This window comes from Sediminivirga luteola (genome assembly GCF_014639315.1).
In the GTDB taxonomy this organism is placed as follows: domain Bacteria; phylum Actinomycetota; class Actinomycetes; order Actinomycetales; family Brevibacteriaceae; genus Sediminivirga; species Sediminivirga luteola.
The window spans coordinates 68,635-92,040 of the sequence record NZ_BMFY01000011.1 but is presented as its reverse complement, the minus strand read 5'-3'; the positions used below and the strand labels follow the sequence as shown (position 1 = coordinate 92,040).

The following is a 23,406-nucleotide window of genomic DNA, read 5'->3' as shown; positions in this document are numbered from 1 at the left end:
CATGAAGCACTTCTCAGCACGCGAGATCGCAGCCGCCGTCAACGGCGAGCTGATCGGCCTGGGCCCCGAGGGCCCCGAAACCCCCCTCACCGGCGGGGTCGTCACCGACTCCCGGGAGGTGACTCCCGGGGACATCTACGTCGCCCGGCGCGGCGAGCGATTCGACGGCATCACCTTCGCCGGCGCGGCCGTGGAGGCCGGCGCCGCCCTCGTCATCGCCGAACAGGTGCCCAGCCTGGAGGGCAGGCCCCTGCCGACCGTCCGGGTGGACGACGCCACCGTCGCCCTGGGCCAGCTGGCCCGCGCGAATGTGGAGGCGCTGCGCGCAGCCGGCGACGGCGCGCTCACCGTCATCGGCATCACCGGCTCCGCGGGCAAGACCACCGCCAAGGACCTCATCGCCGATCTGCTCTCCTCCCAGGGCGAGACCATCTGGCCGCCGAACTCCTACAACAACGAGGTCGGCGTGCCGCTGACCGCGCTGCGCGCCGGCGAGGACACCCGCTTCCTGGTGCTGGAGATGGGCGCCCGCAGCATCGGCAACCTCGCCTACCTCACCTCGCTCGTACGCCCCGACATCGGCGTGGAGCTGAACGTCGGCTCCGCCCACAGCGGCGCCTTCGGCTCCGTCGAGAACACCGCCCGGGCGAAGTCCGAGCTGGTCGAATCGCTCATCGCCGGCGGCACCGCCGTGCTCAACGCCGATGACCACCGCGTCGCCGCCATGCGGGACGCGCTGCAGCCCGGCGTGCGCGTCACCTGGTTCTCCACCCGCGGGACCCTGCCGCAGGCCGCGCGCGAGGGCGACGAGATCGTCACCGCCTCGGACGCCGTCTCCGATGCCAGCGGGCGCAGCGCCTTCACCCTGGAACTGCCCGGCGAGGAGCCCCAGCACGTCCGCCTGGCGCTGCTGGGCGAGCATCACGTGTACAACGCGCTCGCCGCCGCCTCGGCGGCACGTGCCTGCGGCGTGCCGGCCAAGACGATCGCCACCACCCTGGCGACGTCCGGCGCCGCCAGCCGCTGGCGGATGGAGCTGATCGACTCGCCCGAGGGCGTCACCGTCATCAACGACGCCTACAACGCCAATCCCGACTCGATGCGCTCGGCGCTCAAGACGCTCGCCGCGATGGGCCGGGGCGACGCGGAGAACCCGCCTCGCCGCACCTTCGCGGTGCTCGGCGAGATGCTCGATCTCGGCGAATCCTCCCGCCAGGCCCACGCCGACCTCGGCGAGCTCGTGGTCCGGCTCAACATCACCCGCACCATCGCCGTGGGGGAGGGCGCCAAGCCCATCTACACCGCCGCCAACCTCGAGGGATCCTGGGGTCACGAGGCCGCCTGGGTCGCGACGATCGCGGAGGCCCGCGATCTGCTCCAGGCCGAGCTCCAGCCCGGCGACCTCGTCCTGTTCAAGTCCTCCCATGACGCCGGGCTGCGCCTTCTCGGCGACGAGATCGCAGGAGTCACGACCGCGTCATGATCGCCATCCTCCTCGCCTGCTGCATCGCGCTGCTGCTCACCTTCGTGGGCACGCCGCAGTTCATCAAGGTCCTCGTCCGGCACGGCTACGGCCAGTTCATCCGAGACGACGGGCCCACCTCGCACGCCACCAAACGCGGCACACCCACCATGGGCGGCGTCGTCATCATCGCCGCCACCATCCTGGGCTACCTCGGCGCGCACCTGGCGACAGGCTCGGCGCCGACCGTCTCCGGCATGCTCGTGCTGTGGCTCGTCACGGGCCTGGGCCTGGTCGGCTTCCTGGACGACTTCATCAAGGTCAAGAAGCAGCGGTCCCTGGGCCTGCGCGCCTACCAGAAGATCATCGGCCAGGGCTTCGTCGGCATCACCTTCGCCATCGGCGCCCTGCAATTCCGCGACGAGGACGGGCTCACCCCCGCCTCCACCGCGATCTCCTTCGTCCGCGATCTGCCCCTGGACCTGGCCTTCGCCGGCGGCCTCGTCGGGCTCATCCTGTTCGTCGTCTGGGCCAACCTCATCATCACCGCAGCCTCCAACGCGGTGAACCTCACCGACGGCCTCGACGGCCTGGCGACCGGCGCCTCCGTGATGGTGCTCGGCGCCTATGTGCTCATCACCTCGTGGCAGCACACCCAGGGCTGCGATGTGCCCCGCGCGGTGGAGAGCGCCTGTTACATGGTCCGCGACCCGCGGGACCTGGCGATGGTCGCCGCTGCCATGGCCGGCGCGGCGTTCGGCTTCCTGTGGTGGAACACCTCCCCGGCGAAGATCTTCATGGGCGACACCGGTTCCCTGGCCTTCGGCGGCGCCGTCGCCGGCATCGCCATCCTCAGCCGCACCCAGCTGCTGCTGATCGTGCTGTGCGGGCTGTTCGTCATCATCACCCTGAGCGTGCTCATCCAGGTGGCCTCCTTCAAGACCACCGGCAAGCGCGTGTTCCGGATGGCGCCGCTGCAGCACCACTTCGAGCTCAAAGGCTGGGCCGAGGTGACCATCGTGGTCCGGTTCTGGATCATCGCCGGCCTGTTCGCGATCGCCGGCGCGGCCCTGTTCTACGGGGAGTGGGTGGCCCGGCTGTGAACCCCGCGAACCCCGCCGGCACCATCGCCGCCCAGAACGACGCCACCGCCCGGATCCAGGGGCCCAGCAGCTCCCTGGCCGGGCTGCGCGCCGTCGTGGCCGGCCTCGGCGTCTCGGGGTTCCCCTGCGCGGTCCACCTGGCCGAGCGCGGGGCGGAGGTGATCGTCGTCGACGCGGACGAGACCCGTGACCTCACCGATCGCATCTCCCTGCTCGAGGTCCTCGGGGCCCAGGTGCGCCGCGGACCGGACACCGTGCGCGCGCTGCCGGAGTTCGGCGACGCCGGCGCACCCGATCTGCTCATCGTCTCCCAGGGCTGGCGGCCGGACTCGCCGCTGGTGCAGGAAGCCTTCGCGCGGGGAATCCCGGTCTGGGGCGAGGTCGAACTGGCCTGGCACGTGCGCGGCGCCGATGCCGCCCCCTGGCTGGTGGTGACCGGCACCAACGGCAAGACCACGGTGACCGGGATGCTGGAGTCGATGGTGAGCGCCGCGGGCCTGCGCACGCGTGCCTGCGGCAACATCGGCGCCCCTCTGCTGGAAGCGGTGCTCGACGACAGCCTCGAGGTGCTGTGCATCGAGCTGGCCAGCTTCCAGCTGCACTGGCAGCGTTCCATGTCCGCGCACGCCGCCGTGTGCCTCAACCTCGACGACGACCACCTCGACTGGCACGGCGGCCGCGAGGGCTACGCCGAGGACAAGGCCCGCGCCTACGAGCACGTGCAGAACGCCTGCGTGTACAACCGTCACGACGAGGCCACGCTGCGCATGGTCGAGCAGGCCGATGTGATCGCCGGCGCCCGTGCCATCGGGTTCTCCACCGGCGCCCCCCGGGTCGGAGAGCTCGGCGTGATCGAGGACCTCCTGGTGGACCGTGCCTATCTGCCCAACCGCCACAAGGCCGCCGCCGAACTGGGCAGCCTGGCGGATGTGGCTCTGGCGGCCGGCATGCCCGGCCAGGCGCCGCCGCTGCACCAGATCGCCAACGCCCTGGCCGCCGCCGCCCTGGCCCGCAGCATCGGCGTCCCCGCCGGTGCGGTCCGCGACGGCCTGCGCGCCTACCGGCCCGGCGCCCACCGCCTGGAGACCGTGGCCGAGGCCGGCGGCGTCCGGTGGGTCGACGACTCCAAGGCCACCAATCCGCATGCCGCCGACGCCTCCCTGGGATCCTTCGACTCGATCGTCTGGATCGCCGGCGGGCTGGCCAAAGGCGCCCGGTACGCGGACCTGGTCCGCCGCCACGCGGACCGGATCAAGGCCGTGGTGCTGATCGGCGCCGATCCGGCGCCCCTGCGAGACGGCATCGCCGAGGCCGGCTTGGACGTTCCCGTGGCCAGGATCGAGCACGCCGCCGGTCCCGCCGTGATGGACGCCGCCGTGCAGCGCGCGGCAGAGCTCGCCGCGGCCGGGGACACCGTGCTGCTGGCCCCGGCGGCGGCCTCCATGGACCAGTTCCGCGACTACGCTCAGCGCGGGGACGAGTTCCACCGCGCCGTCCGCGCCCGCCAGCGCGGCGGTGAGGCGCACGAGCCGCACGGGGGCGGATGATGGCCTCGACGCGGGAGGATCTGGACCCCGGCGCCCTCACGGCGCCGGCGCGCGGACGGCTGCGGGAACTGCTCGACCAGCCCATCGCGACCTTCTGGATCCTGCTCGCCGCGACGGCCGCGCTCGTGGGCATCGGCCTGATGATGGTGCTCTCGGCGTCCTCCGTGTTCGACTTCACCCAGTCCGGATCCTCCTTCGGCACCGCGCGCGGGCAGCTGATCGCGCTGGCCGCCACCATCCCGCTGGCGGTCGTGGCGATGCTGCTGCCGCCCACCGGCTGGCGGCGGCTGGCGTACCTGGTGATGGTGGTGGCGCTCGGCTCGCAGTTCCTCCCGCTGGTGCCCGGCCTGGGTGTCTCAGCCGGCGGCAACTCCGGCTGGATCAGCCTGGGCTTCACGACGCTGCAGCCGGCCGAGTTCGCCAAATTCGGTCTCGCCCTGTGGCTCGGTTTCGTAGTCGGCCACCAGCGGCAGCGGCTGAGCACCTGGAAGGGCTTCCTCTTCCCGGTCGGCGGCTTCCTGCTGATGCTCGGCGTCATCATGGTCTCCAGCGAGGACCTGGGCACCGCGATGATCGTCGTGCTGCTGGGACTGGGCGCGTTCTTCGCCGCCGGGACGCCCCTGCGGATGCTCATCGGCCTGGTGAGCGTGCTCGCCGCCGGCGTGCTGTTCTTCGTGCTGACCAGTCCCAACCGGATGCACCGCATCCAGTCGCTCCTGGTCGGCGCCGACGACCCCGCCCACGACCCCATGGGCACGCACTGGCAGACCAACCACGGCCTGTTCGCCCTCGCCTCCGGCGGCTGGACGGGCAAGGGCCTGGGCGCCAGCCGCGAGAAGTGGGGCTGGCTGCCGGCGGCGCACAACGACTACATCTTCGCCATCATCGGCGAGGAACTCGGCTTCATCGGCACCCTCCTGGTGGTGCTGCTGTTCGCGCTGCTGGCCTACGGCATGTTCCGGCTGATCGCCCGCAGCCAGGACATGTTCATCAAGGTGACCACCGCGGCGGTGCTCACCTGGGTGGTGGGCCAGGCGGCGATCAACATCGGCGTGGTGGCGAACCTGCTGCCCGTCATCGGCGTGCCGCTGCCGCTGGTCTCCGCGGGCGGGTCCGCCATGATGTCTACATGCCTCGCGCTGGCGATGGTGATGTCCTTCGCCCTGCACGAGGCGGGCGGCCGTGCCGCCCTGACCGGTTATCTGTCCCGCGCGCGCGGAGCCGTCGACATCAGCGCGCGCCGAGCACGAAAGCGAGAGAGCACACCCTCATGAGCAGCATCGTCATCGCGGGCGGGGGCACCACCGGACACGTCTCGCCGATGCTGGCGCTGGGCCGCGCGCTCAGGCGCCGGCATCCGGACGTCCGGGTGCTCATGGTCGGCACCGCCGAGGGCCTGGAAGCACGCCTGGTGCCGGAGGCCGGTTTCGACTTCGCCACGATCGCCCGCGTCCCCATGCCGCGCAAGCCCTCCGGCGCGGCGCTGCGCTTCCCGGGGCGCTTCGCCGGCACCATCAGGGACATGCGCCGCCTGATCGCGCAGTCCGGCGCCGATGCGGTGGTCGGCGTCGGCGGCTACGTCTCCACCCCGGCCTATCTGGCGGCGCGTTCGATGCGGGTGCCGATCGTGGTGCACGAGGCGAACTTCCGCCCCGGGCTGGCCAATCGCGTCGGTGCCCTGCTGAGCGATCACGTCGCCTGCGCCTTCCCGGGCACTCCGCTGTCCGGGGCCCGGCCGATCGGCATGCCGATGCGCACCGAGATCTCCCAGCTCGACCGGGCCGCCGCCCGTCCGGAGGCCGCCGTCCGCCTGGGCCTGGACCCGGCGCTGCCCACCCTCGCCGTGACCGGCGGCTCGCTCGGCGCGGCCCGGCTCAATGCGGGTCTGGCCGCCGCCCGGGAGCAGATCGCCGCGGCCGGCGTCCAGGTCGTGCACCTGACCGGCGCCGGGAAGGACCAGCCCGTGCGCGAGGCGCTCGGTGACCTTCCCCGCTACCACGTCCTGGAGTACGCCAGCCGGATGGAGGACGTCTATGCCGTGGCGGACCTCATCATCGCCCGGGCCGGGGCGGGCACCGTCAGCGAGGTCACCGCGGTGGGCCTGCCCGCCGTCTACGTGCCGCTGCCGATCGGCAACGGCGAGCAGCGCCTGAACGCCCGGTCCGCGGTCGAGGCCGGTGCCGCCACGCTGGTGGACGACGCGGACTTCGACGGCCGCACGGTCGCGGAGCTGGTCCTGCCGCTGCTGCAGGACCCCCGGCGGCTGGCGGCCATGACCGCCGCCAGCGGCACCCTGCCGATGCGGGACGCCGACGAGCGGCTGGCCGACATGGTCGACGACGCCATCGAGCAGGGGAGACGGCCGGGTGGCCGCGATCGCACCAGGAAGGCGGAGTAAGTGAACGCGCAGGACGCCGGAGCCATCGTCTCGCCGGCCGAGCTCGGCCGGGTCCACTTCATCGGCATCGGCGGGGCCGGCATGTCCGGCATCGCCCGGATCATGCTCTCCAGGGGCATCGCCGTATCCGGTTCCGACGCGAAGGAGTCCGTCGCCGCGGACGTCCTGCGCGGCCTGGGCGCCCAGGTGAGCATCGGCCACGATCCCGCCCACCTGGGCGAGGCGGACACCGTCGTGGTGTCCTCGGCCATCCGCGAGGACAATCCCGAGCTGGCAGCGGCCCGGTCGCGGAACTTAAGGGTGATCCACCGCTCGGCCGCCCTGGCCTCGCTCATGCTGGGACGGCGCGCCATCGCGATCGCCGGCACGCACGGCAAGACCACCACCACCTCCATGACCACCGTGGCGCTGCAGCATTGCGGGATCGACCCCTCCTTCGCTATCGGCGGGGTGCTCTCGGCTTCCGGTGCCAACGCCCAGGACGGCACGGGGGACGTGTTCGTCGCCGAGGCGGACGAATCCGATGGCTCCTTCCTGCTGTACACGCCCACCGTCGGCGTCATCACCAATGTCGAAGCCGACCACCTGGATCACTACGGCAGCGCCGAGGCCGTCGTGCAGGCCTTCGACGCCTTCTGCCTCCGGGTGCGCGACACCACCGGCGGCACCGTCGTGGCCTGCGGCGACGACCCCGGTGCCCGGGATGTGGCCGAGCGGGCCCGGGCTGCGGGGGTCGAGGTCCTGCTCTACGGCACGGGCGAGTACTGCGATGTGCGCGTGGTCGACCTGGGGTCCTCCAGCACCGGCGCCACCTTCGGCCTGGTGGTCGGCGGACTGCGGATCGGCGAGGTCGAGCTGCAGCAGCCCGGGGCGCACAATGCGCTCAATGCCGCGGCGGCCTTCTCCGTGGGGCATCTGCTCGGCCTGCCGTCCGAGCGCGTGCTGGCCGGCCTGGCCCTGTTCGGCGGCACCCGGCGGCGCTTCGAGCTGCGCGGCGAGGCCCGCGGCGTCCGGGTCTACGACGATTACGCCCACCACCCCACTGAGGTCACCGCCGTGCTGAAGGCCGCCCGCGGGGTGCTGGCGCCCGGAGGGCGGGTCATCGCGGTGTTCCAGCCGCATCTGTACTCCCGCACCCTGGCCTTCACCGAGGAGTTCGCCCGGGCGCTCTCGCTGGCCGACCACGTGGTGGTGCTGGACATTTACGCCGCCCGGGAGGACCCGGTGCCCGGCGTGACCGGCGCCGTGATCGCCGACCGGGTGGACCTGCCGGAGGACCGGAGGCACTTCCAGCCGTCCTTCCTCGACGCCGCCGGGCAGGTGGCCGGCCTGGCGCAGCCCGGCGACGTCGTCCTGACCATCGGTGCCGGCGATGTCACCGTGCTGGGCCCGGAGGTCCTCAAAGCCCTCGGCTGAGCGGCCGGGAGGAGGTGCCGGGGCACCGGGACATAGCAGGACGTACCAGGACGACGGGAGCCAAGCAGACGTGGCCGAGCAGATCGGGCCGGGGGAGCCGGCCAACCTCACCGGGCGGATCCTGGAGCGCCGTCGCCGCCGATGGCGCCGGTGGCTGATCGCCGCCGGCGTCCTGGTGGTGCTGCTGGCGCTGGCCGCCGTCGCCTGGTTCTCGCCGCTGCTGCGCCTGGAGCAGGTCCGCGTCACCGGTGCCGGCCGCGCCGACGCCGGAGCAGTGGAGCAGTCCATCCTGGACGGGTACGCCGGGACGCCGCTGCCGCGCCTGCCGCTGGGCCGGATCGCCCAGGACGTCCTCGACTCCGAACCGGCCGTCGACCGTGCCGAGATCTCCTACGCCGGGCCCAGGGCGCTGCGCGTGACCCTCCGGGAGAAAGTCCCGGTGGCGCTGATCGAGTCCGGCGGCAGCGAATTCCTGGTCGACGCGCACGGCAGCTCCCTCGGCGAGCCCGGCGAGGAGGACCAGGACCTGCCGCGGATCGGCATCGCCTCCGGCAGCGGGGACGGCGAGGCGGTCGCGGCCGTGGTCCGCATCGTCGGCGCGCTGCCGCAGGAACTCCGGGAGCGGGTGACCGGCATCGCCGCCCCGGCGCCGGACCGGGTGGAGCTCACCCTGGACGACGGCACCGTGGTGCACTGGGGCGGCGCCGAGGACGGCGAGCTCAAGGCGGAGGTCACGCTGATGCTGCTGGAGCGCGAACCGGAGACGATCGATGTCAGCAGGCCCGGGACGCCCGTCACCACGGGTTGAGCAGCCGCTGCTCGGACACGCCGGGCGGGTTGTTGCGCCGGCCCGGACCCTGCAATAGCGTTTCAAGCACACTGCAATGCACTATCGGCCCAGGTCCCTCGAAGACCTGCCGGCCCCGATGCGTCGAAAGAGGAAACCGACTTGGCTGAATTCCCACAGTCCGGGGCTGATATCAAGGTCGCCGGCACCGGCGGCGGCGGCGTGAACGCCGTCCAGCGCATGATCGATGTCGGCCTGGGCGGCGTGGAGTTCATTGCGATCAACACCGACGCGCAGGCGCTCCTGATGTCCGATGCCCACATCAAGCTGGAGATCGGCAAGGAGACCACCCGGGGCCTGGGCGCCGGCGCCGATCCCGAGGTCGGCCGCAAAGCCGCGGAGGACCACGAGGACGAGCTGCGCGAGGTCCTCGCCGGCGCCGACATGGTCTTCGTCACCGCAGGCGAGGGCGGCGGCACCGGCACCGGCGCCGCGCCCGTCGTGGCCCGCGTGGCCCGCTCCCTCGGCGCGCTCACCATCGGCGTCGTGACCCGGCCCTTCACCTTCGAGGGACGCCGCCGCGCCGCCCAGGCCGAGGCCGGCATCGCGGCGCTGAAGGAAGAGGTCGATACCCTCATCGTCATCCCGAACGACCGGCTGCTGTCCATCTCGGACCGCAACGTCTCGGTGCTGGAGGCCTTCCAGTCCGCGGACGAGGTGCTGCGCTCGGGTGTGCAGGGCATCACCGATCTGATCTCCACCCCGGGCCTGATCAACCTCGACTTCGCCGATGTGAAGTCGGTCATGCAGGACGCCGGCACCGCCCTGATGGGGATCGGCGCCGCCCGCGGCGAGGACCGCGCCATGCAGGCGGCCGAGGCGGCCATCGCCTCCCCGCTGCTGGAGGCCAGCATCGACGGCGCCCACGGCGTGCTCATCTCGGTTCAGGGCGGCAGCGACCTGGGCCTGTTCGAGATCAACGAGGCCGCCCGCCTGGTGCAGGAGGCCTCGCACCCGGAGGCGAACATCATCTTCGGCGCCGTCATCGACGACGATCTGGGCGACGAGGTCCGGGTGACGGTCATCGCCGCCGGTTTCGACGCGGGCGAGCAGGAAGCCCACCAGGCGCAGCAGACGCTCCCGCAGAGCACCACGCAGGATCACAGCAGCGGCACCATCCCGGTGATCGCGCCGGTGCCGGCCTCCACCGAGGCGCCGGCCCCGGGCATCGACCCGCAGGCGCAGCCGGGCGCGGGGGAGACCGGCCGTGACGAGGACGTGCCGGAGTCGCTGCCGGAGGAGCGCAGCCGCCGGGATCTGCGGGATCTGGACATCCCGGACTTCCTGAAGTGACGACGTAACCCATGCTGCTCGACCGCTATGTGCTCGGTCCCGCCGGAGGGAACTCCGGCCGGGGCCGGGCACATATCGCTTTCACGGACCGCCACGGCGGTTACTCCGAAGATCCCTACGACTTCAACCTGGCCCGGCACGTGGGAGACCAGGAGACCGCGGTGGCGCAGAACCGCGCCCTGCTGGCTCAGGCGCTCGGCGCGACGCCGGAGTCGTTCGTCTTCCTCCGGCAGGTGCACGGCGCGCGGGTCGCACTCGCCGACGACGCGCTGCTGGCCTCTGACGAGCTCACCTCGTCCCTGCGCGAGGCCGATGCGGTGGTCGCCGCGCGCAGCGACGTCCGGCTGACGATCCTCACCGCCGACTGCGCGCCGGTCCTGCTGGCCGACCCGGCCGCCGGGGTGATCGGCGCCGCGCACGCCGGCCGCCCGGGGATGCTGGCGGGCGTGGTGCCGGCGACGGTGGCGGCGATGCGCGACCTGGGCGCCGAGCGGATCGAGGCGGTGATCGGCCCGACCGTCTGCCCGCGCTGCTACGAGGTGCCCGCTGCGATGCGGGAGGAGGCCGCCGGGATCGAGCCGGTCTGCGCATCCGTCACCTGGGAGGGGACCCCCGCCATCGACGTCGCCGGCGGCGTGGCCGAGCAGCTCACCCGCCACGGGGTCCCGCTGCGCTGGTCCCGGCACTGTACCGTGGAGGACGCCGCGCTGTTCTCCCACCGCCGGGAGGGCACGACCGGGCGCCAGGCCGCGGTGATCTGGCTGGAGCACTAGAACGGACGCCGGCCGCGGTAGGCGGGCGACACACCGGGCGCCTTGTCCGTCCGCGACCTGCCTCCTGCGATAGATTCGAGGCACAGGTTACGCAACTTCCCACCAGGAGCACTCATGGCAAGCTCGCTGCACAAGACGATGGTCTTCCTCGGCCTGTCCGACGATGATCGCGCCCAGCCCCAGGGCCGGGACTACGATCAGTACGACGAGGCGCCGGAGATGGACTACGAGGACGACTACGAGCAGTACGACGAGGCCGGCTCGGAGCAGCGCCCGGCCGAGGTCACCCCGCTGCGCAGCGCTCCGCTGCCGCCGCTCGACGAGGCGCCCGAGGGCGAGCTGCGCCGGATCGTGACGATCCACCCGACCAGCTACAACGACGCCAAGGCCATCGGCTCGGCCTTCCGCGACGGCATCCCGGTCATCATCAACCTCTCCGATATGGGCGACGCCGATGCCAAACGCCTGGTGGACTTCTCCGCCGGCCTGATCTACGGCCTGCGGGGCTCGATCGAACGGGTCACCGCCAAGGTGTTCCTGCTCACCCCGGAGTACATCGAGGTCGGAAGCTCCGATGCCGCCGAGCCCGACGCCCAGGCCAGTTTCTTCAATCAGAGCTGATCCGGCTAGACTTGACGCCGCACGGTCACCGTGCGTGCCGCCGTGAAGGCGGCGGTGTCGTGCCCCGCCCACCCGGGCCCACGCTGGAAAGGAACTGAATGGGTCTGCTGCTCCTGCTGGCAGTCGCGCTGCTCAACCTGTATTTCTACGTCCTGATCGCGCGAGTCATCATCGACCTGATCCAGATTCTCTCGCGGGATTGGCGGCCGACCGGCATCGTCCTGGTGATATGCGAGTTCGTGTTCACCGTCACCGATCCGCCGCTGCGCTTTCTGCGTCGTTTCATTCCGCCGCTGCGTCTGGGGCGAATCAGCCTGGACCTCGCGTTCATCGTGTTGATCCTCTTGATCAACATCGTCAGCACGGTATTGATCCAGGTGGCAGGGTCGATGGCGTAGTGGGACATTCGAGGCTGATTACGGTACTGTAACTTCAGTAACGTCATAGATATCAGAATCGTCATGCAAGTGTTCGTTCGTTCAACGAGGTGGCCTAATGGCGCTCACGCCTGAAGATGTAGTCAATAAGAGGTTCCAGCACGTCAAGTTCCGTGACGGCTACGACCAGGACGAGGTGGATGATTTCCTCGACGAGGTCGTCGTGGAGCTCCGCCGGCTGTACCAGGAGAACGACGAGCTGCGCCAGAAGCTCTCCGCCGCCGAGCAGAAGCTCGCGGACCTCGGGGAGAGCGGTGCCGCGCCGGCAGTTCAGAGCCCGGAGCCGCAGGAGGCTCCGGAGGTTGCTGCCCCGGCTGCTCCCGCCGATCCGGCGGCGACCGCCGCGTTCCCCGCCCCGTTCCCGCAGGAGGCCCCGGCCGCCGCGCCGGCACCCGCCGAGCCGGCCCCCGCGGTCAGCGAGCCCGTCGTCGCGCCGGCAGCGCCCTCGTCCCCGGCGACCCCGGGTGACGCCCACGGCCTCATCGAGCTGGCCCAGAAGCTGCATGACGAGCACGTGGCCCGCGGTGAGCAGCGTGCCCATGAACTCATCTCCGAGGCCGAGCAGCGCGCCAAGGAGATCGTCGGGGCCGCCGAGACCAAGCGCCGCGAGACCCTGGAGAGCCTGGAGACCGAGCAGGCGAAGCTGGAGTCCAGCATCGACACGCTGCGCAACTTCGAGCGCCAGTACCGCACGCGCCTGAAGTCCTACCTGACCGACCAGCTGCGGGACCTGGAGTCGTACGGCTCCCTCGTCCCGGAGACGCTGGACGGCCAGCAGAACAACTCCGGCATCTAAGCGAGCCCTACCAGCTCATACGCGGAAGCCGGTCGTACGCCCGAGGTGGCGTGCGGCCGGCTTCTGCGCTGTCCGGCGGGCAGCACGGCGCGCACACGGCGTGCGGCCTGCTCGGCGGATGCCGATCGCAGTAGACTGGACTACTGCCGAGCGCCCGCCGCATCTGAGAGCCGGATGCGGCCCCCGACCAGACAAGGACACACGTGCCCCCCACCCGCCCCGCCCGTTCGCGGCTCATCGCGGCCCTGACCGGCATCGTCCTGGGCACCGTCGTCCTGGACCAGGTGACCAAGGCCATTGCGGTACTCACCCTCGAGGGGCTGCCGCGGACAGGACCGGGACCGGCGGTGCCCGTGATCGGCGATCTCGCCGGGTTCACGTTCTACCGCAATCCGGGGGCGGCCTTCGGCATGGGCGCCGGCAGCACCTGGATCTTCTCGCTCTTCGCGCTGGTGGTCCTGGTGGTCGTCATCGTGCTGCTGCGCCGGCTGGCGCACGGCGGCTGGGCGCTCGGCCTAGGGCTGCTGCTGGGCGGGCTGCTGGGGAACCTGATCGACCGGCTCGTCCGGCCCCCGGGTTTCCTTCACGGCGCGGTGGTGGACTTCATCGATCTGCGCCTGTTCATCTGCAATGTCGCCGATATCGCGATCACCGGCGCGGCGATCACCATGATCTGGCTGAGCATCCGCGGGATCGGCATCGACGGCAGCCGCGAGGGGGAACGCCGTGAGCGTACCGCCGACGACGCCGGCGCGGGCCCGGCCGAGGGCACCGGCGCCGGTCCGGCGGCGAAGGAAGGAACGACGTAAAGCATGAGCCAGGAGAAGTCCATTCTCGTCCCGGACGGCCTGGAGGGAGAGCGCGTCGACGTGGCGCTGGCCCGGCTGCTGGGCCTGTCCCGGAACACCGCCGCGCAACTGGCCGCCGACGGCGACGTCCAGGTGGACGGCCGGGCGGTGTCCAAGTCCGAGCGCCTCGTGGCGGGCAGCCGCGTGGACGTCGTGCTCCCGGCGCCGCCGCAGCCGCTGTCCATCGTCGCCGAACCGGTCGAGGGCATGCGGATCGTGCACGACGACGAGTCGTTCGTAGTGGTGGACAAGCCCGTGGGCGTCGCCGCGCACGCCGCCGCCGGCTGGGACGGACCCACCGTGATCGGCGGCCTGGCCGCGGCCGGATACCGGATCGCCACCTCCGGAGCCGCTGAGCGGCAGGGGATCGTGCACCGGCTCGACGTGGGCACCTCCGGCCTGATGGCCGTCGCCAAGAGCGAGCACGCCTACTCGGTGCTCAAGCGCGCCTTCAAGCAGCGCACCGTGAAGAAGACCTATCATGCGCTCGTGCAGGGCCTGCCCGATCCGGTCGAGGGCACCATCGAGGCGCCCATCGGCCGCCATCCGCGGCACGACGGCCTCTACGCCGTGGTCACCGGCGGCAAGCACGCCGTGACCCACTACGAGGTGCTGGAGGCTCACCGCCGGGCCGCGCTGCTGAAAGTCGACCTGGAAACGGGACGCACCCACCAGATCCGGGTGCACTTCTCCGCGCTCAAGCACCCCTGCGTCGGCGATCTGAGCTACGGCGCGGACCCGACGCTGGCGCAGCGGCTCGCCCTGACTCGGCAGTGGCTGCACGCCATGAGCCTGGGATTCACCCACCCGGAAAGCGGTTCCTGGGTGGAGTTCCACTCGGAGTACCCGCCAGACCTCCAGCACGCCCTGGACGTCATCCGCGGCATGCCCTGAGGCGTGCCCGGGCAGCGGCCGTCCGGTAGCCGGACCGCCCGGCCGGCCCGGCGGTCCAGCGGACAGGACGTCACAGCTAAGCACAGGTAAGGAGTCAATCCGTGGCCACTCAGCAGGGCGATTTCGTCCACCTCCACGTGCACACCGAGTACTCCATGCTCGATGGCGCCGCTCGGCTCGACGATCTGTTCAAAGCCGCCTCCGAGATGGAGATGCCGGCGCTGGCCACCACCGATCACGGCTATCTCTTCGGCGCCTACGACTTCTGGCAGAAGGGACAGCAGTACGGGGTCAAGCCCATCATCGGCGTGGAGGCGTACGTCGCGCCGGGGATCTCCCGCACCGACCGCACCCGCGTGCGCTGGGGCGATCAGTCGCAGCGCTCCGATGATGTCTCCGGTGGTGGCGCCTACACCCATATGACGCTGCTGAGCTACAACAACACCGGGATGCGGAACCTGTTCCGGGCCTCCTCGGTCGCCGCGCTGGACACCGTCTACTCCAAATGGCCGAGGCTGGACCGCGAGCTGCTGGAGACCTACTCCGAGGGACTCATCGCCACCACCGGCTGTCCCTCAGGAGAGGTGCAGACCCGGCTGCGGCTGGGCCAGTACGAGGAGGCGCGTCAGGCCGCCGCGGACTACCGGGACATCTTCGGCCCGGAGAACTACTACCTCGAGCTGATGGACCACGGCCTTCAGATCGAGCGCCGGGTCACCAAGGACCTGCTGCAGCTCGGGGAGGACCTGAACCTGCCGCTGCTGGCCACGAACGACCTGCACTACACGCACGAGCACGATGCGAAGGCGCACGAGGCCCTGCTGGCGATCCAGTCCGGTTCCAAGCTGACCGAACCCACCTATGACCAGGGCGGCAGCCGCTTCGCCTTCTCCGGCAGCGGCTATTACCTGAAGGGCGCGGCGGAGATGCGGGACCTGTTCCGCGAGCTCCCGCAGGCCTGCGACAACACCCTCGCCCTGGCCGAGCGCTGCGAGGTCTCCTTCGACACGAGCGCCAACTACATGCCGAAGTTCCCCTGCCCGCCCGGGGAGAACGAGGAGTCCTGGCTGATCAAGGAAGTCGAGTCCGGGCTGCACTACCGCTACCCGGACGGCATCCCGGGCGATGTCCGCAAGCAGGTCGAGTACGAGCTCGACGTGATCATCTCGATGGGGTTCCCCGGCTACTTCCTGGTGGTGGCGGACTTCATCAACTGGTCCAAGGACAACGGCATCCGGGTGGGCCCGGGCCGTGGCTCGGGCGCCGGCTCGATGGTCGCCTACGCGCTGCGCATCACCGATCTGGATCCGCTCAAGCACGGCCTGATCTTCGAGCGGTTCCTCAACCCCGACCGCGTGTCCATGCCGGACTTCGACGTCGACTTCGATGATCGCCGGCGCGGTGAGGTGATCGACTACGTCACCGAGAAGTACGGCGACGAGCGGGTGGCGCAGATCGTCACCTTCGGCACCATCAAGACCAAGCAGGCGCTCAAGGACTCCGCGCGGGTGCTGGACAAGCCGTTCTCGATGGGCGAGCAGCTCACCAAGGCGCTGCCTCCGGCGGTGATGGCCAAGGACATCCCGCTGGCCGACATCGAGAACCCCGATGCGCCCCGCTACGGCGAGGCGGAGGAGTTCCGTCAGCTGCTGGCCACCGATCCGGAGGCGCGCCAGGTGATGGACACCGCCAAGGGCCTGGAGGGCCTGAAACGGCAGTGGGGCGTGCACGCGGCCGGCGTGATCATGTCGTCCGAGCCGATCATCGACGTCATCCCGATCATGCGCCGGCTCCAGGACGGCCAGGTGGTCACGCAGTTCGACTATCCCACGGCGGAGACGCTGGGCCTGATCAAGATGGACTTCCTGGGCCTGCGGAACCTGACGATCATCTCCGACGCGATCGCCAACATCAAGCTCAACCGGGACGAGGACGTCGACCTGGAGAACCTCCCGCTGGACGACAAGGCGGCCTACGAGCTGCTGGCCCGCGGTGACACCCTGGGCGTGTTCCAGCTCGACGGCGACGGCCTGCGGTCCCTGCTGCGGCTGATGAAGCCGGACAACTTCGAGGATATCTCCGCCGTCATCGCCCTGTACCGGCCCGGCCCGATGGGCGCGAACTCGCACACCAACTTCGCGATGCGCAAGAACGGGCAGCAGGAGATCACGCCCATCCACCCGGAGCTGGAGGAGCCGCTCAAGGACATCCTGGACACCACCTACGGCCTGATCATCTATCAGGAGCAGGTGATGTCGATCGCGCAGAAGGTGGCCGGGTACTCGCTCGGCCAGGCCGACATCCTGCGCCGGGCGATGGGCAAGAAGAAGAAAGCCGAACTGGACAAGCAGAAGGTCGGCTTCTTCGAGGGCATGGCCGCCAACGGCTACTCCGAGGCCGCGGCGCAGGCGCTGTGGGACATCCTGCTGCCCTTCTCCGACTATGCCTTCAACAAGGCGCACTCCGCCGCCTACGGCCTGGTCGCGTACTGGACGGCGTTCCTCAAGGCGCGCTATCCGGCCGAGTACATGGCGGCGCTGCTGACCTCGGTCGGCGACGACAAGGACAAGATGGCGGTGTACCTCAACGAGTGCCGCCGCATGCACATCACGGTGCTGCCGCCGGACGTGAACGAGTCCGCGCTGAACTTCACCCCGGTGGGCAGCGACATCCGCTTCGGCATGGGCGCCGTGCGCAACGTCGGCTACCAGGTGGTGGAGGGCATCCGCGAAGCACGTGAGGAGAAGGGCGCCTTCACCTCCTTCTCCGATTTCCTCGACAAGGTGCCCAGCCACGTCTGCAAGAAGCGCACCCTGGAGTCCCTCATCAAGGCCGGCGCCTTCGACAGCCTGGGACACACCCGCCGCTCGCTCGTGGAGATCCACGAGGAGGCGGTGGACCAGGTGGTCGACGTCAAGCGGCAGGAGGCCAACGGCCAGTTCGACCTGTTCGCCGGCATGGGGGAGGAAGCCGCCGCGACCTTCAGCGTCACCATCCCTGAGCGGCCGGAATGGGAGAAGAAGGAGAAACTCACTTTTGAACGCGAGATGCTCGGCCTGTACGTCTCGGATCATCCGCTCACCGGCCTGGAGGGCGTGCTGGAACGCGAGGCCGATGTGCCGATCGCCGCGCTGCTGCGGGACGAGCACCGTCCCGACGGCTCGGTCGTCACGGTCGCCGGGATGATCACGCAGGTGATCCGGAAGGTCTCCAAGAACAGCGGCCGCCCCTACGGCCTGGTCACCATCGAGGACCTGGACGCGAGCATCGAGGTGATGTTCTTCGGGCAGGTGTACGAGCCGGTGGCGACGTTGCTCGCCACCGATCTGGTGGTCTCCATCAAGGGCAAGCTGCGCCGCTCGGATGACCGGGCGCCCAGCCTCTCCGCGCTGGAGATGACCATCCCGGACGTGACCGCGCCCGAGGACCGGCCGCTGTCCATCCAGCTGCCCATGAACAAATGCACTCCGTCGGTGGTGGAACAGCTGGAGTCCGTGCTGCGGACGCATCCGGGCCCCACCGATGTGCACGTGCGCCTGACCCAGCCGGGCCGGCGCATCGTGATGCGCCTGGACAACCGGCTGCGCGTCACCCCCAGCAGTTCCCTGTACGGAGACCTGAAGGCCCTGCTGGGCCCCCATTGCATCAGCGCGTAGGAGAAGAGGACGCCATCATGACCGATCGGCTGATCGACCGGCTCGACTTCCGCGGGATCCCGCTGGACCGCAGGACCCTGGCAGCCCGGCTGCCGCGAGCGGCGCTGGGCGCGCAGGCCGCGGCCGATGCCGTGCTGCCCATCCTGGAGCAGGTGCGCGCCGGCGGGCGCGAGGCACTGCTGGACCTGACCGAGCGCTTCGACGGCGTGCGTCCCGGGCGGGTTTTCGCTCCGGCCGATGCGATCGAATCCGCGGTGCGGTCGCTCGACCCTGCCACCCGTGCCGCGCTGGAGGAGTCCATCGCCCGGCAGCGGAGGGTCAGCGCCGCCCAGCGGCCCGCCGACCGCACCACGGAGCTGGCCGCTGGTGCGCGGGTCACCGACCGCTGGCTTCCGGTGGAGCGGGTGGGCCTCTACGTTCCCGGCGGCCGCGCGGTGTACCCGTCGACGGTCGTCATGAATGTGGTTCCCGCCCAGGAGGCCGGTGTCGACGCCCTCATCATCGCCTCGCCGCCGGGCCCGGATGGACTGCCGCATCGCGACGTGCTGGCCGCGGCGGGACTGCTCGGGGTGGAGACGATCCTGATCGCCGGTGGCGCGCAGGCCGTCGGCGCCCTGGCCTACGGTTTCGACCCTCAGGACGGCGAGTCGCTGGAGCCGGTGGACCTCATCACGGGGCCGGGGAACGCGTTCGTCGCCGCGGCCAAGGCGCAGGTCCGCGGGATCGTCGGGATCGACGCCGTCGCCGGGCCGACCGAGATCATCGTGCTCGCCGATGACAGCGCGCATCCGGCGCTCGTCGCCGCGGATCTGATCAGCCAGGCCGAGCACGATCCGCAGGCGGCCGCGGTCCTGGTCAGCCCCAGCGAGGCGCTGCTGCAGGCGGTCGAGGCGGAACTGGCCCGGCAGGTGCCGCAGGCGGAGCACCACGACCGGATCGCCCAGGCCCTGGCGGGGGAGCAGTCCGCGCTGATCCTGGTGGACGACCTTGAGGCCGGCATCGCCGTGACGAACGCCTACGCCGGGGAACACGTGGAGGTCATGACCGGCGAGCCGGCGGCCGTGGCCACCCGGATCACCAAGGGCGGCGCCGTGTTCCTGGGCGACCACTCACCGGTCAGCCTGGGCGATTACTGCTCCGGCTCGAACCATGTGCTGCCGACCATGGGCACTGCGGCGTTCTCCTCGGGGCTGGGGGTGCCGGCGTTCATGCGCCGCAGCCAGGTGATCGACTACGACCGCGAAGCCCTGGCCGAGGTGGCCGGGCACGTCGAGACGCTCGCGCGCGTGGAGGGCCTGCCCGCGCACGGCGCCGCCGTGACCCGCCGGTTCGGGGGAGAGGCGTGAACTGCCCGTTCTGCCGCAGCCCGGACTCGCGGGTGGTGGACTCCCGCGCCGTGGACGAGGGCAACGCGATCCGCCGCCGCCGGCACTGCCAGTCCTGCAATCGCCGGTTCACCACGCTGGAGACCACCAGCCTCATGGTGGTCAAGCGCTCCGGGATCTCCGAGGAGTTCTCCCGCGGGAAGATCATCGGCGGGGTCCGCAAGGCGTGCCAGGGCCGGCCGGTGAGCGAGGACGATCTGGCGGTGCTGGCGCAGCGGGTGGAGGAGAAGATCCGCAGTCGCGGCATTCCCTCGATCCCCGCCGACGAGGTGGGCCTGGCGATCCTGGAGCCGTTGCGGGAACTGGACCAGGTGGCCTATCTGCGCTTCGCCAGCGTGTACCAGGGCTTCGACTCGCTCGCCGATTTCGAGGCCGCGATCGAGTCGCTGCGCAAGGATCCTCCCGGCCGCTGAGTGTTTGGGAAGCGGCCGGCGCTGGTGTACTATCGAAGCCAACGCACCGCTTCGGACCAGGAGAGAAAACCCTGCCAGGCGGGCCGCGTTCCACAGACCGCCGCCGGCGGCATCGGAGGGGAAGCCGATCGCCGCCGGCGGCTTCTTTTGCCCCCGCACGGAAACCCGGAGTGAATTGCCGGGTTGGCCTTTAACCCACAGGTTGCCCGTGAATTCACGATCAACCTGTCCGTTTCTGCCATTTACCGGCGACTGTTCCGAATTCGGGGTTACAGACCCAGGAGGCGTGCCCAGGACCAGGCCGGCAGCAGGGCGGATGCCGCGCCGATGAGCGCGAACAGCCCCAGCCACAGCGCTGCCGGCACGTGGGTCAGGCGGGCCAGCGCCGCGGCGTCCGAGCGTTCCGCCCGGCCCCGCGCATGGGACGACATCAGGCCGCCGATGGCGCGCAGGCCCCCGGCCAGCAGCAGGACGCCGATGCCGATCGCGACGGCCGTTGACACCAGCGGCTCGTCCAGCCACCAGACGAACCCCTGGAAGGCGATCACGGCCAGGAACGCCGCGGCGGTGAGCAGCGAGCGCACCATCACCAGAAGCAGGACCAGCAGCACGGCGCCGGCGAACAACGCGGCCTGCGCCCATCCGGCGGCCGCAGCCCACAGGAACACCGCGCCGATCACCGGCGGCACCGGGTACCCGGCCAGCGTGGTGAGGATCAGACCGATCCCGCGGGGCTTGCCCGTGGTGACGGTCTCGCCCGACATGTCCCAGGACACCCGGATGCCCAGCAGCCGGCGCCCGGCCAGGATCCCCGCGACGGCGTGGCCGAGCTCGTGCACGACCGTCACCCCAATGCGCAGCAGCAGCCACAGCCGAGGCACGGTCAGCGCCAGCAGGCCAAGGGCGAGCCCGCCGGCCAGCAGCAGGACCAGCCGCTCGGGCTCCAGCGCGTCCAGGCCGGCACGCTCGAACCTTTCTGGCAGGCCGAGCCGGCCCAGCCCGTCGAACCCGCTGAGCAGCGCGGGGAGCGCGTTCCCGGCCCCTGGCGCGGCGATCGCGGGGAGCAGCACGGATCAGCCGGTGAACTCGTCGATGGCGGAGCCGCCGGAGCCTAGGATCACCAGCCGCTGGGTGGGCCGGGTCAGGGCGACGTACAGATCCCCGATGCCGGTGGCCCCGGAAGGCCTCCCGCCATTCCCGCCGGCGGTGCCGGACGCGGCGGACGGCGCGATGCGGCGGGGCTCGACGACGATCACCGAGTCGAACTCCAGCCCCTTGGCTTCCACCGGCGTGAGCACGGCGATCTCCGCGTCGATGCTGCCGCGCACTCCGGCGGTCCGGCCGCCGGTCGCATCATCCGCGCGCAACCGCTGAAGCACCTCATCGGCGAGGGAGCCGTCGGCGATCACCGCCAGCCGCCCGCCGGGCAGCAGATCGAGTTCCGCCGCCGCGGCCGCCGGCACCTCGGACAGCGCCGCGGCGGTGTCCGGGACCCGCCGGAACTGTGGTGCCCAATCGCCCTCCCGGACGCCGCGGGGCACGGACAGCTCGGGGAAATGGGCGGTCAGCAGCCGGTTGGCCAGCTCCATGATCTGCGCGGGCGTGCGATAGGAGACGGTGAGCTCGTGCGCCTCGAACCGGTTGCCCAGGTGGGGGCGGAGGATGTCCGCCCAGTTGCGTGCCCCGTTCGCGCGGGAGGTCTGGGCGAGATCCCCGACCAGCGTGGCCGATTTGCTCGGCACCCGCCGGTACAGGGCGCGCAGCTGCATGGGGGAGAGGTCCTGCGCCTCGTCGACGATCATGTGCCCGTACGTCCACTCCCTGTCCTCCGCCGCGCGCTCGGCCAGGCTCGTCGACGGGCCCTCGGCCGCCCAGCGGGCGGCCAGCTGATCGGCATCGACGTACTCGCTCACGCCGGTCATCTCCGCCACGTGCGCGGCGTACTCGCGCTCCTCGCTGCTGACGGCGCTGCGGCCGCTCTGCTCCGGCCCCTCTCCGAGCAGCTCCGCGAGTTCGTCCAGCAAGGGCACGTCCTCGACCGTCCAGGCCGCGTCCTTGGGCCGTTCCAGGGGCGACAGATCCGCGTGCAGGATGCCCGCTGCGGCCTCGGCCAGGCGATGCGGCTTGGACCAGAGGTCGCGCAGCAGTCCCTGGGGGGTGAGCGGCATCCACGCCAGGTTCAGCGCGACCCGCGCATCGCGGGACCGGCGGACATCGTCGATCAGACCCGGCAGTTCGGCCGGATCGGTGGTGCCCAGACGTTCCGCCAGCTGCTGCCCGAGCTGTTTCAGCAGGGTCTTGACGAAGCCGACCCGGGCGGCGTTGTGGGGTTCGCCGCTGCGCCGGGCGCGTTCCCGGGCCTGCCGGACCATCCCGGGCGTGAGCGCGAGGTCCTGCTGATGCACGTGCAGGACCTGCGTCTCCTCCGGCACGCGCTGGCGCAGCTCCACTGCGCGCCGCAGCACCCGCACCATGGCCAGATCGCCCTTCAGCGCCGCCGCGGCGGGCTCGTCCCGGACGGTGGCGTCGATGCCAGGGTAGAGCTGGCCGGGCGTCATCGGCACCGCGCCGGTCTCGCCGAGTGAGGGCAGCACCTTCTCGATGTAGCGCAGGAACACCAGGGAGGGGCCGATCAGGAGCACGCCGGACTTGGCGATCTGCTCCCGGTGGCGAAACAGCAGGTACGCGGCGCGGTGCAGCGCCACGGCGGTCTTGCCGGTGCCCGGCCCGCCCTGGACGACGACGGTGCCCTCGCGCGGGAGCCTGATGATGCGGTCCTGCTCGGCCTGGATGGTGGCGACGATATCGCCCATCCGGCCGGTGCGGCGCTCTTGCAGAGCCGCCATCAGCGCACCCTCGCCGCTGAGGCGCGCGCGCTGTTCCTCGCTGAGGTTCTCCAGGTTGAGGACATCGTCTTCAAGAGCGGTGACGCGGCGCTGTCTCGTGGTCAGATGCCGGCGACGCACCACATTCCCCGGACTGGCCGGGGTGGCCTGATAGAACGGCTCGGAGGCGGGAGCACGCCAGTCCATCAGCAGCTGCTGCCGGTGTTCGTCGGAGAGGCCGATGCGCCCGATGTACACCGGCTCGGGGGAGTCGTCCAGGTCGAGACGGCCGAAGCACAGGTTCTCCTCGGCGCTTTCCAGCCGGGCCAGCTGGTCCTCGTAGAGCTGCGCGAACGCGTCGCGCTCGGAACGGTTCTGATGGTGGCCGCCCACCCGTGCCAGCCGCATCCGGGAGAGCTGGGCGCGGGCCTCGGCACGCAGGCCGTCCAGACGGCCGTACAGGCGATCGAGGGTGGCCTGCTCGCGGCCGATCTCGTCGAGTTGCTCGCTCACGTGGACCTTTCCTTGAGGGGGATCACCGACGGGGCCTTCAGGATGCAAGCCTCGTTTTACCGGCCTTCCATTATGCCCCCTCATGCGCATTCACTGCCTGGGTGCCTCCCGGCCTGCCCGCGAACGCAGGGGCGTAAGCCCTCTGGCTCACTCGGGCGGCCAGACCAGCGCCGGGTCGT

General features: G+C 71.0%; 19 protein-coding genes. 17 read left to right on the top strand and 2 right to left on the bottom strand.

Annotated features, from left to right (window positions below):
• Position 1 precedes the first annotated feature (1 nt).
• From IEW13_RS12500 to nrdR, 17 genes are all read left to right on the top strand, one after another.
• The gene (locus IEW13_RS12500) at positions 2-1,483 is read left to right on the top strand and encodes a UDP-N-acetylmuramoyl-tripeptide--D-alanyl-D-alanine ligase (RefSeq protein ID WP_188551253.1); all 1,482 of its coding nucleotides are present in this window, start codon (positions 2-4) and stop codon (positions 1,481-1,483) included.
• The gene (gene mraY / locus IEW13_RS12495) at positions 1,480-2,565 is read left to right on the top strand and encodes a phospho-N-acetylmuramoyl-pentapeptide-transferase (RefSeq protein ID WP_188551252.1); all 1,086 of its coding nucleotides are present in this window, start codon (positions 1,480-1,482) and stop codon (positions 2,563-2,565) included. Before IEW13_RS12500 ends, mraY begins: the two co-directional genes overlap by 4 nt.
• A complete protein-coding gene (gene murD / locus IEW13_RS12490; RefSeq protein ID WP_188551251.1) occupies positions 2,562-4,112 on the top strand; it encodes a UDP-N-acetylmuramoyl-L-alanine--D-glutamate ligase in 1,551 nt (516 codons plus the stop codon). The genes mraY and murD overlap by 4 nt, the downstream gene beginning before the upstream one ends.
• Positions 4,109-5,386, top strand: a complete 1,278-nt coding sequence (locus IEW13_RS12485; RefSeq protein WP_188551250.1) for an FtsW/RodA/SpoVE family cell cycle protein — start codon at positions 4,109-4,111, stop codon at positions 5,384-5,386. The genes murD and IEW13_RS12485 overlap by 4 nt, the downstream gene beginning before the upstream one ends.
• The gene (murG, locus tag IEW13_RS12480) at positions 5,383-6,510 is read left to right on the top strand and encodes an undecaprenyldiphospho-muramoylpentapeptide beta-N-acetylglucosaminyltransferase (protein ID WP_188551249.1); all 1,128 of its coding nucleotides are present in this window, start codon (positions 5,383-5,385) and stop codon (positions 6,508-6,510) included. Before IEW13_RS12485 ends, murG begins: the two co-directional genes overlap by 4 nt.
• Positions 6,511-7,926 (top strand): UDP-N-acetylmuramate--L-alanine ligase, encoded by a 1,416-nt coding sequence (gene murC, locus IEW13_RS12475; RefSeq protein ID WP_188551248.1) that lies wholly within the window; start codon positions 6,511-6,513, stop codon positions 7,924-7,926. It begins immediately after the preceding gene.
• Positions 7,927-7,996: 70 nt separating this feature from the next.
• Positions 7,997-8,734 (top strand): cell division protein FtsQ/DivIB, encoded by a 738-nt coding sequence (locus IEW13_RS12470; protein WP_188551247.1) that lies wholly within the window; start codon positions 7,997-7,999, stop codon positions 8,732-8,734.
• 141 nt (positions 8,735-8,875) lie between these two features.
• On the top strand, positions 8,876-10,066 hold the full coding sequence (ftsZ, locus tag IEW13_RS12465; RefSeq protein WP_188551246.1) for a cell division protein FtsZ: 1,191 nt from the start codon (positions 8,876-8,878) through the stop codon (positions 10,064-10,066).
• 11 nt (positions 10,067-10,077) lie between these two features.
• Positions 10,078-10,839 carry a peptidoglycan editing factor PgeF gene (gene pgeF, locus IEW13_RS12460; RefSeq protein ID WP_188551245.1) on the top strand — a complete coding sequence of 254 codons (762 nt, stop codon included), beginning with the start codon at positions 10,078-10,080 and terminating at the stop codon, positions 10,837-10,839.
• 114 nt (positions 10,840-10,953) lie between these two features.
• Positions 10,954-11,460, top strand: coding sequence for a cell division protein SepF (locus tag IEW13_RS12455; protein ID WP_188551244.1), 507 nt, complete (start codon positions 10,954-10,956; stop codon positions 11,458-11,460).
• Between the two features lie 98 nt (positions 11,461-11,558).
• Positions 11,559-11,858 carry a YggT family protein gene (locus IEW13_RS12450; protein ID WP_188551243.1) on the top strand — a complete coding sequence of 100 codons (300 nt, stop codon included), beginning with the start codon at positions 11,559-11,561 and terminating at the stop codon, positions 11,856-11,858.
• Positions 11,859-11,955: 97 nt separating this feature from the next.
• Entirely contained in the window at positions 11,956-12,693 is a 738-nt protein-coding gene (locus IEW13_RS12445) for a DivIVA domain-containing protein (protein ID WP_188551242.1), read from the top strand.
• 203 nt (positions 12,694-12,896) lie between these two features.
• The gene (locus IEW13_RS12440; RefSeq protein WP_188551241.1) at positions 12,897-13,502 is read left to right on the top strand and encodes a signal peptidase II; all 606 of its coding nucleotides are present in this window, start codon (positions 12,897-12,899) and stop codon (positions 13,500-13,502) included.
• 3 nt (positions 13,503-13,505) lie between these two features.
• A complete protein-coding gene (locus tag IEW13_RS12435) occupies positions 13,506-14,435 on the top strand; it encodes an RluA family pseudouridine synthase (protein WP_188551240.1) in 930 nt (309 codons plus the stop codon).
• A gap of 101 nt (positions 14,436-14,536) precedes the next feature.
• Positions 14,537-18,091 carry a DNA polymerase III subunit alpha gene (gene dnaE / locus IEW13_RS12430; RefSeq protein WP_188551239.1) on the top strand — a complete coding sequence of 1,185 codons (3,555 nt, stop codon included), beginning with the start codon at positions 14,537-14,539 and terminating at the stop codon, positions 18,089-18,091.
• 17 nt (positions 18,092-18,108) lie between these two features.
• Positions 18,109-19,437 carry a histidinol dehydrogenase gene (gene hisD / locus IEW13_RS12425; RefSeq protein ID WP_188551238.1) on the top strand — a complete coding sequence of 443 codons (1,329 nt, stop codon included), beginning with the start codon at positions 18,109-18,111 and terminating at the stop codon, positions 19,435-19,437.
• The gene (nrdR, locus tag IEW13_RS12420) at positions 19,434-19,889 is read left to right on the top strand and encodes a transcriptional regulator NrdR (protein ID WP_188551237.1); all 456 of its coding nucleotides are present in this window, start codon (positions 19,434-19,436) and stop codon (positions 19,887-19,889) included. The genes hisD and nrdR overlap by 4 nt, the downstream gene beginning before the upstream one ends.
• A gap of 269 nt (positions 19,890-20,158) precedes the next feature.
• Here the strand turns inward: nrdR and IEW13_RS12415 are convergent, their stop codons facing one another.
• Positions 20,159-20,959 (bottom strand): M50 family metallopeptidase, encoded by an 801-nt coding sequence (locus IEW13_RS12415; protein ID WP_188551236.1) that lies wholly within the window; start codon positions 20,957-20,959, stop codon positions 20,159-20,161.
• Positions 20,960-20,962: 3 nt separating this feature from the next.
• Entirely contained in the window at positions 20,963-23,227 is a 2,265-nt protein-coding gene (locus IEW13_RS12410; RefSeq protein WP_188551235.1) for a HelD family protein, read from the bottom strand.
• Positions 23,228-23,406: the final 179 nt, after the last annotated feature.

Excerpts from the sequence above, each read along its gene's own strand:
- IEW13_RS12500 (WP_188551253.1), top strand. The coding sequence starts at position 2 with ATGAAGCACTTCTCAGCACGCGAGATCGCAGCCGCCGTCAACGGCGAG.
- IEW13_RS12445 (WP_188551242.1), top strand. The coding sequence starts at position 11,956 with ATGGCGCTCACGCCTGAAGATGTAGTCAATAAGAGGTTCCAGCACGTC.
- IEW13_RS12485 (WP_188551250.1), top strand. The coding sequence starts at position 4,109 with ATGATGGCCTCGACGCGGGAGGATCTGGACCCCGGCGCCCTCACGGCG.
- IEW13_RS12435 (WP_188551240.1), top strand. The coding sequence starts at position 13,506 with ATGAGCCAGGAGAAGTCCATTCTCGTCCCGGACGGCCTGGAGGGAGAG.
- IEW13_RS12450 (WP_188551243.1), top strand. The coding sequence starts at position 11,559 with ATGGGTCTGCTGCTCCTGCTGGCAGTCGCGCTGCTCAACCTGTATTTC.
- hisD (WP_188551238.1), top strand. The coding sequence starts at position 18,109 with ATGACCGATCGGCTGATCGACCGGCTCGACTTCCGCGGGATCCCGCTG.
- mraY (WP_188551252.1), top strand. The coding sequence starts at position 1,480 with ATGATCGCCATCCTCCTCGCCTGCTGCATCGCGCTGCTGCTCACCTTC.
- murG (WP_188551249.1), top strand. The coding sequence starts at position 5,383 with ATGAGCAGCATCGTCATCGCGGGCGGGGGCACCACCGGACACGTCTCG.
- pgeF (WP_188551245.1), top strand. The coding sequence starts at position 10,078 with ATGCTGCTCGACCGCTATGTGCTCGGTCCCGCCGGAGGGAACTCCGGC.
- IEW13_RS12455 (WP_188551244.1), top strand. The coding sequence starts at position 10,954 with ATGGCAAGCTCGCTGCACAAGACGATGGTCTTCCTCGGCCTGTCCGAC.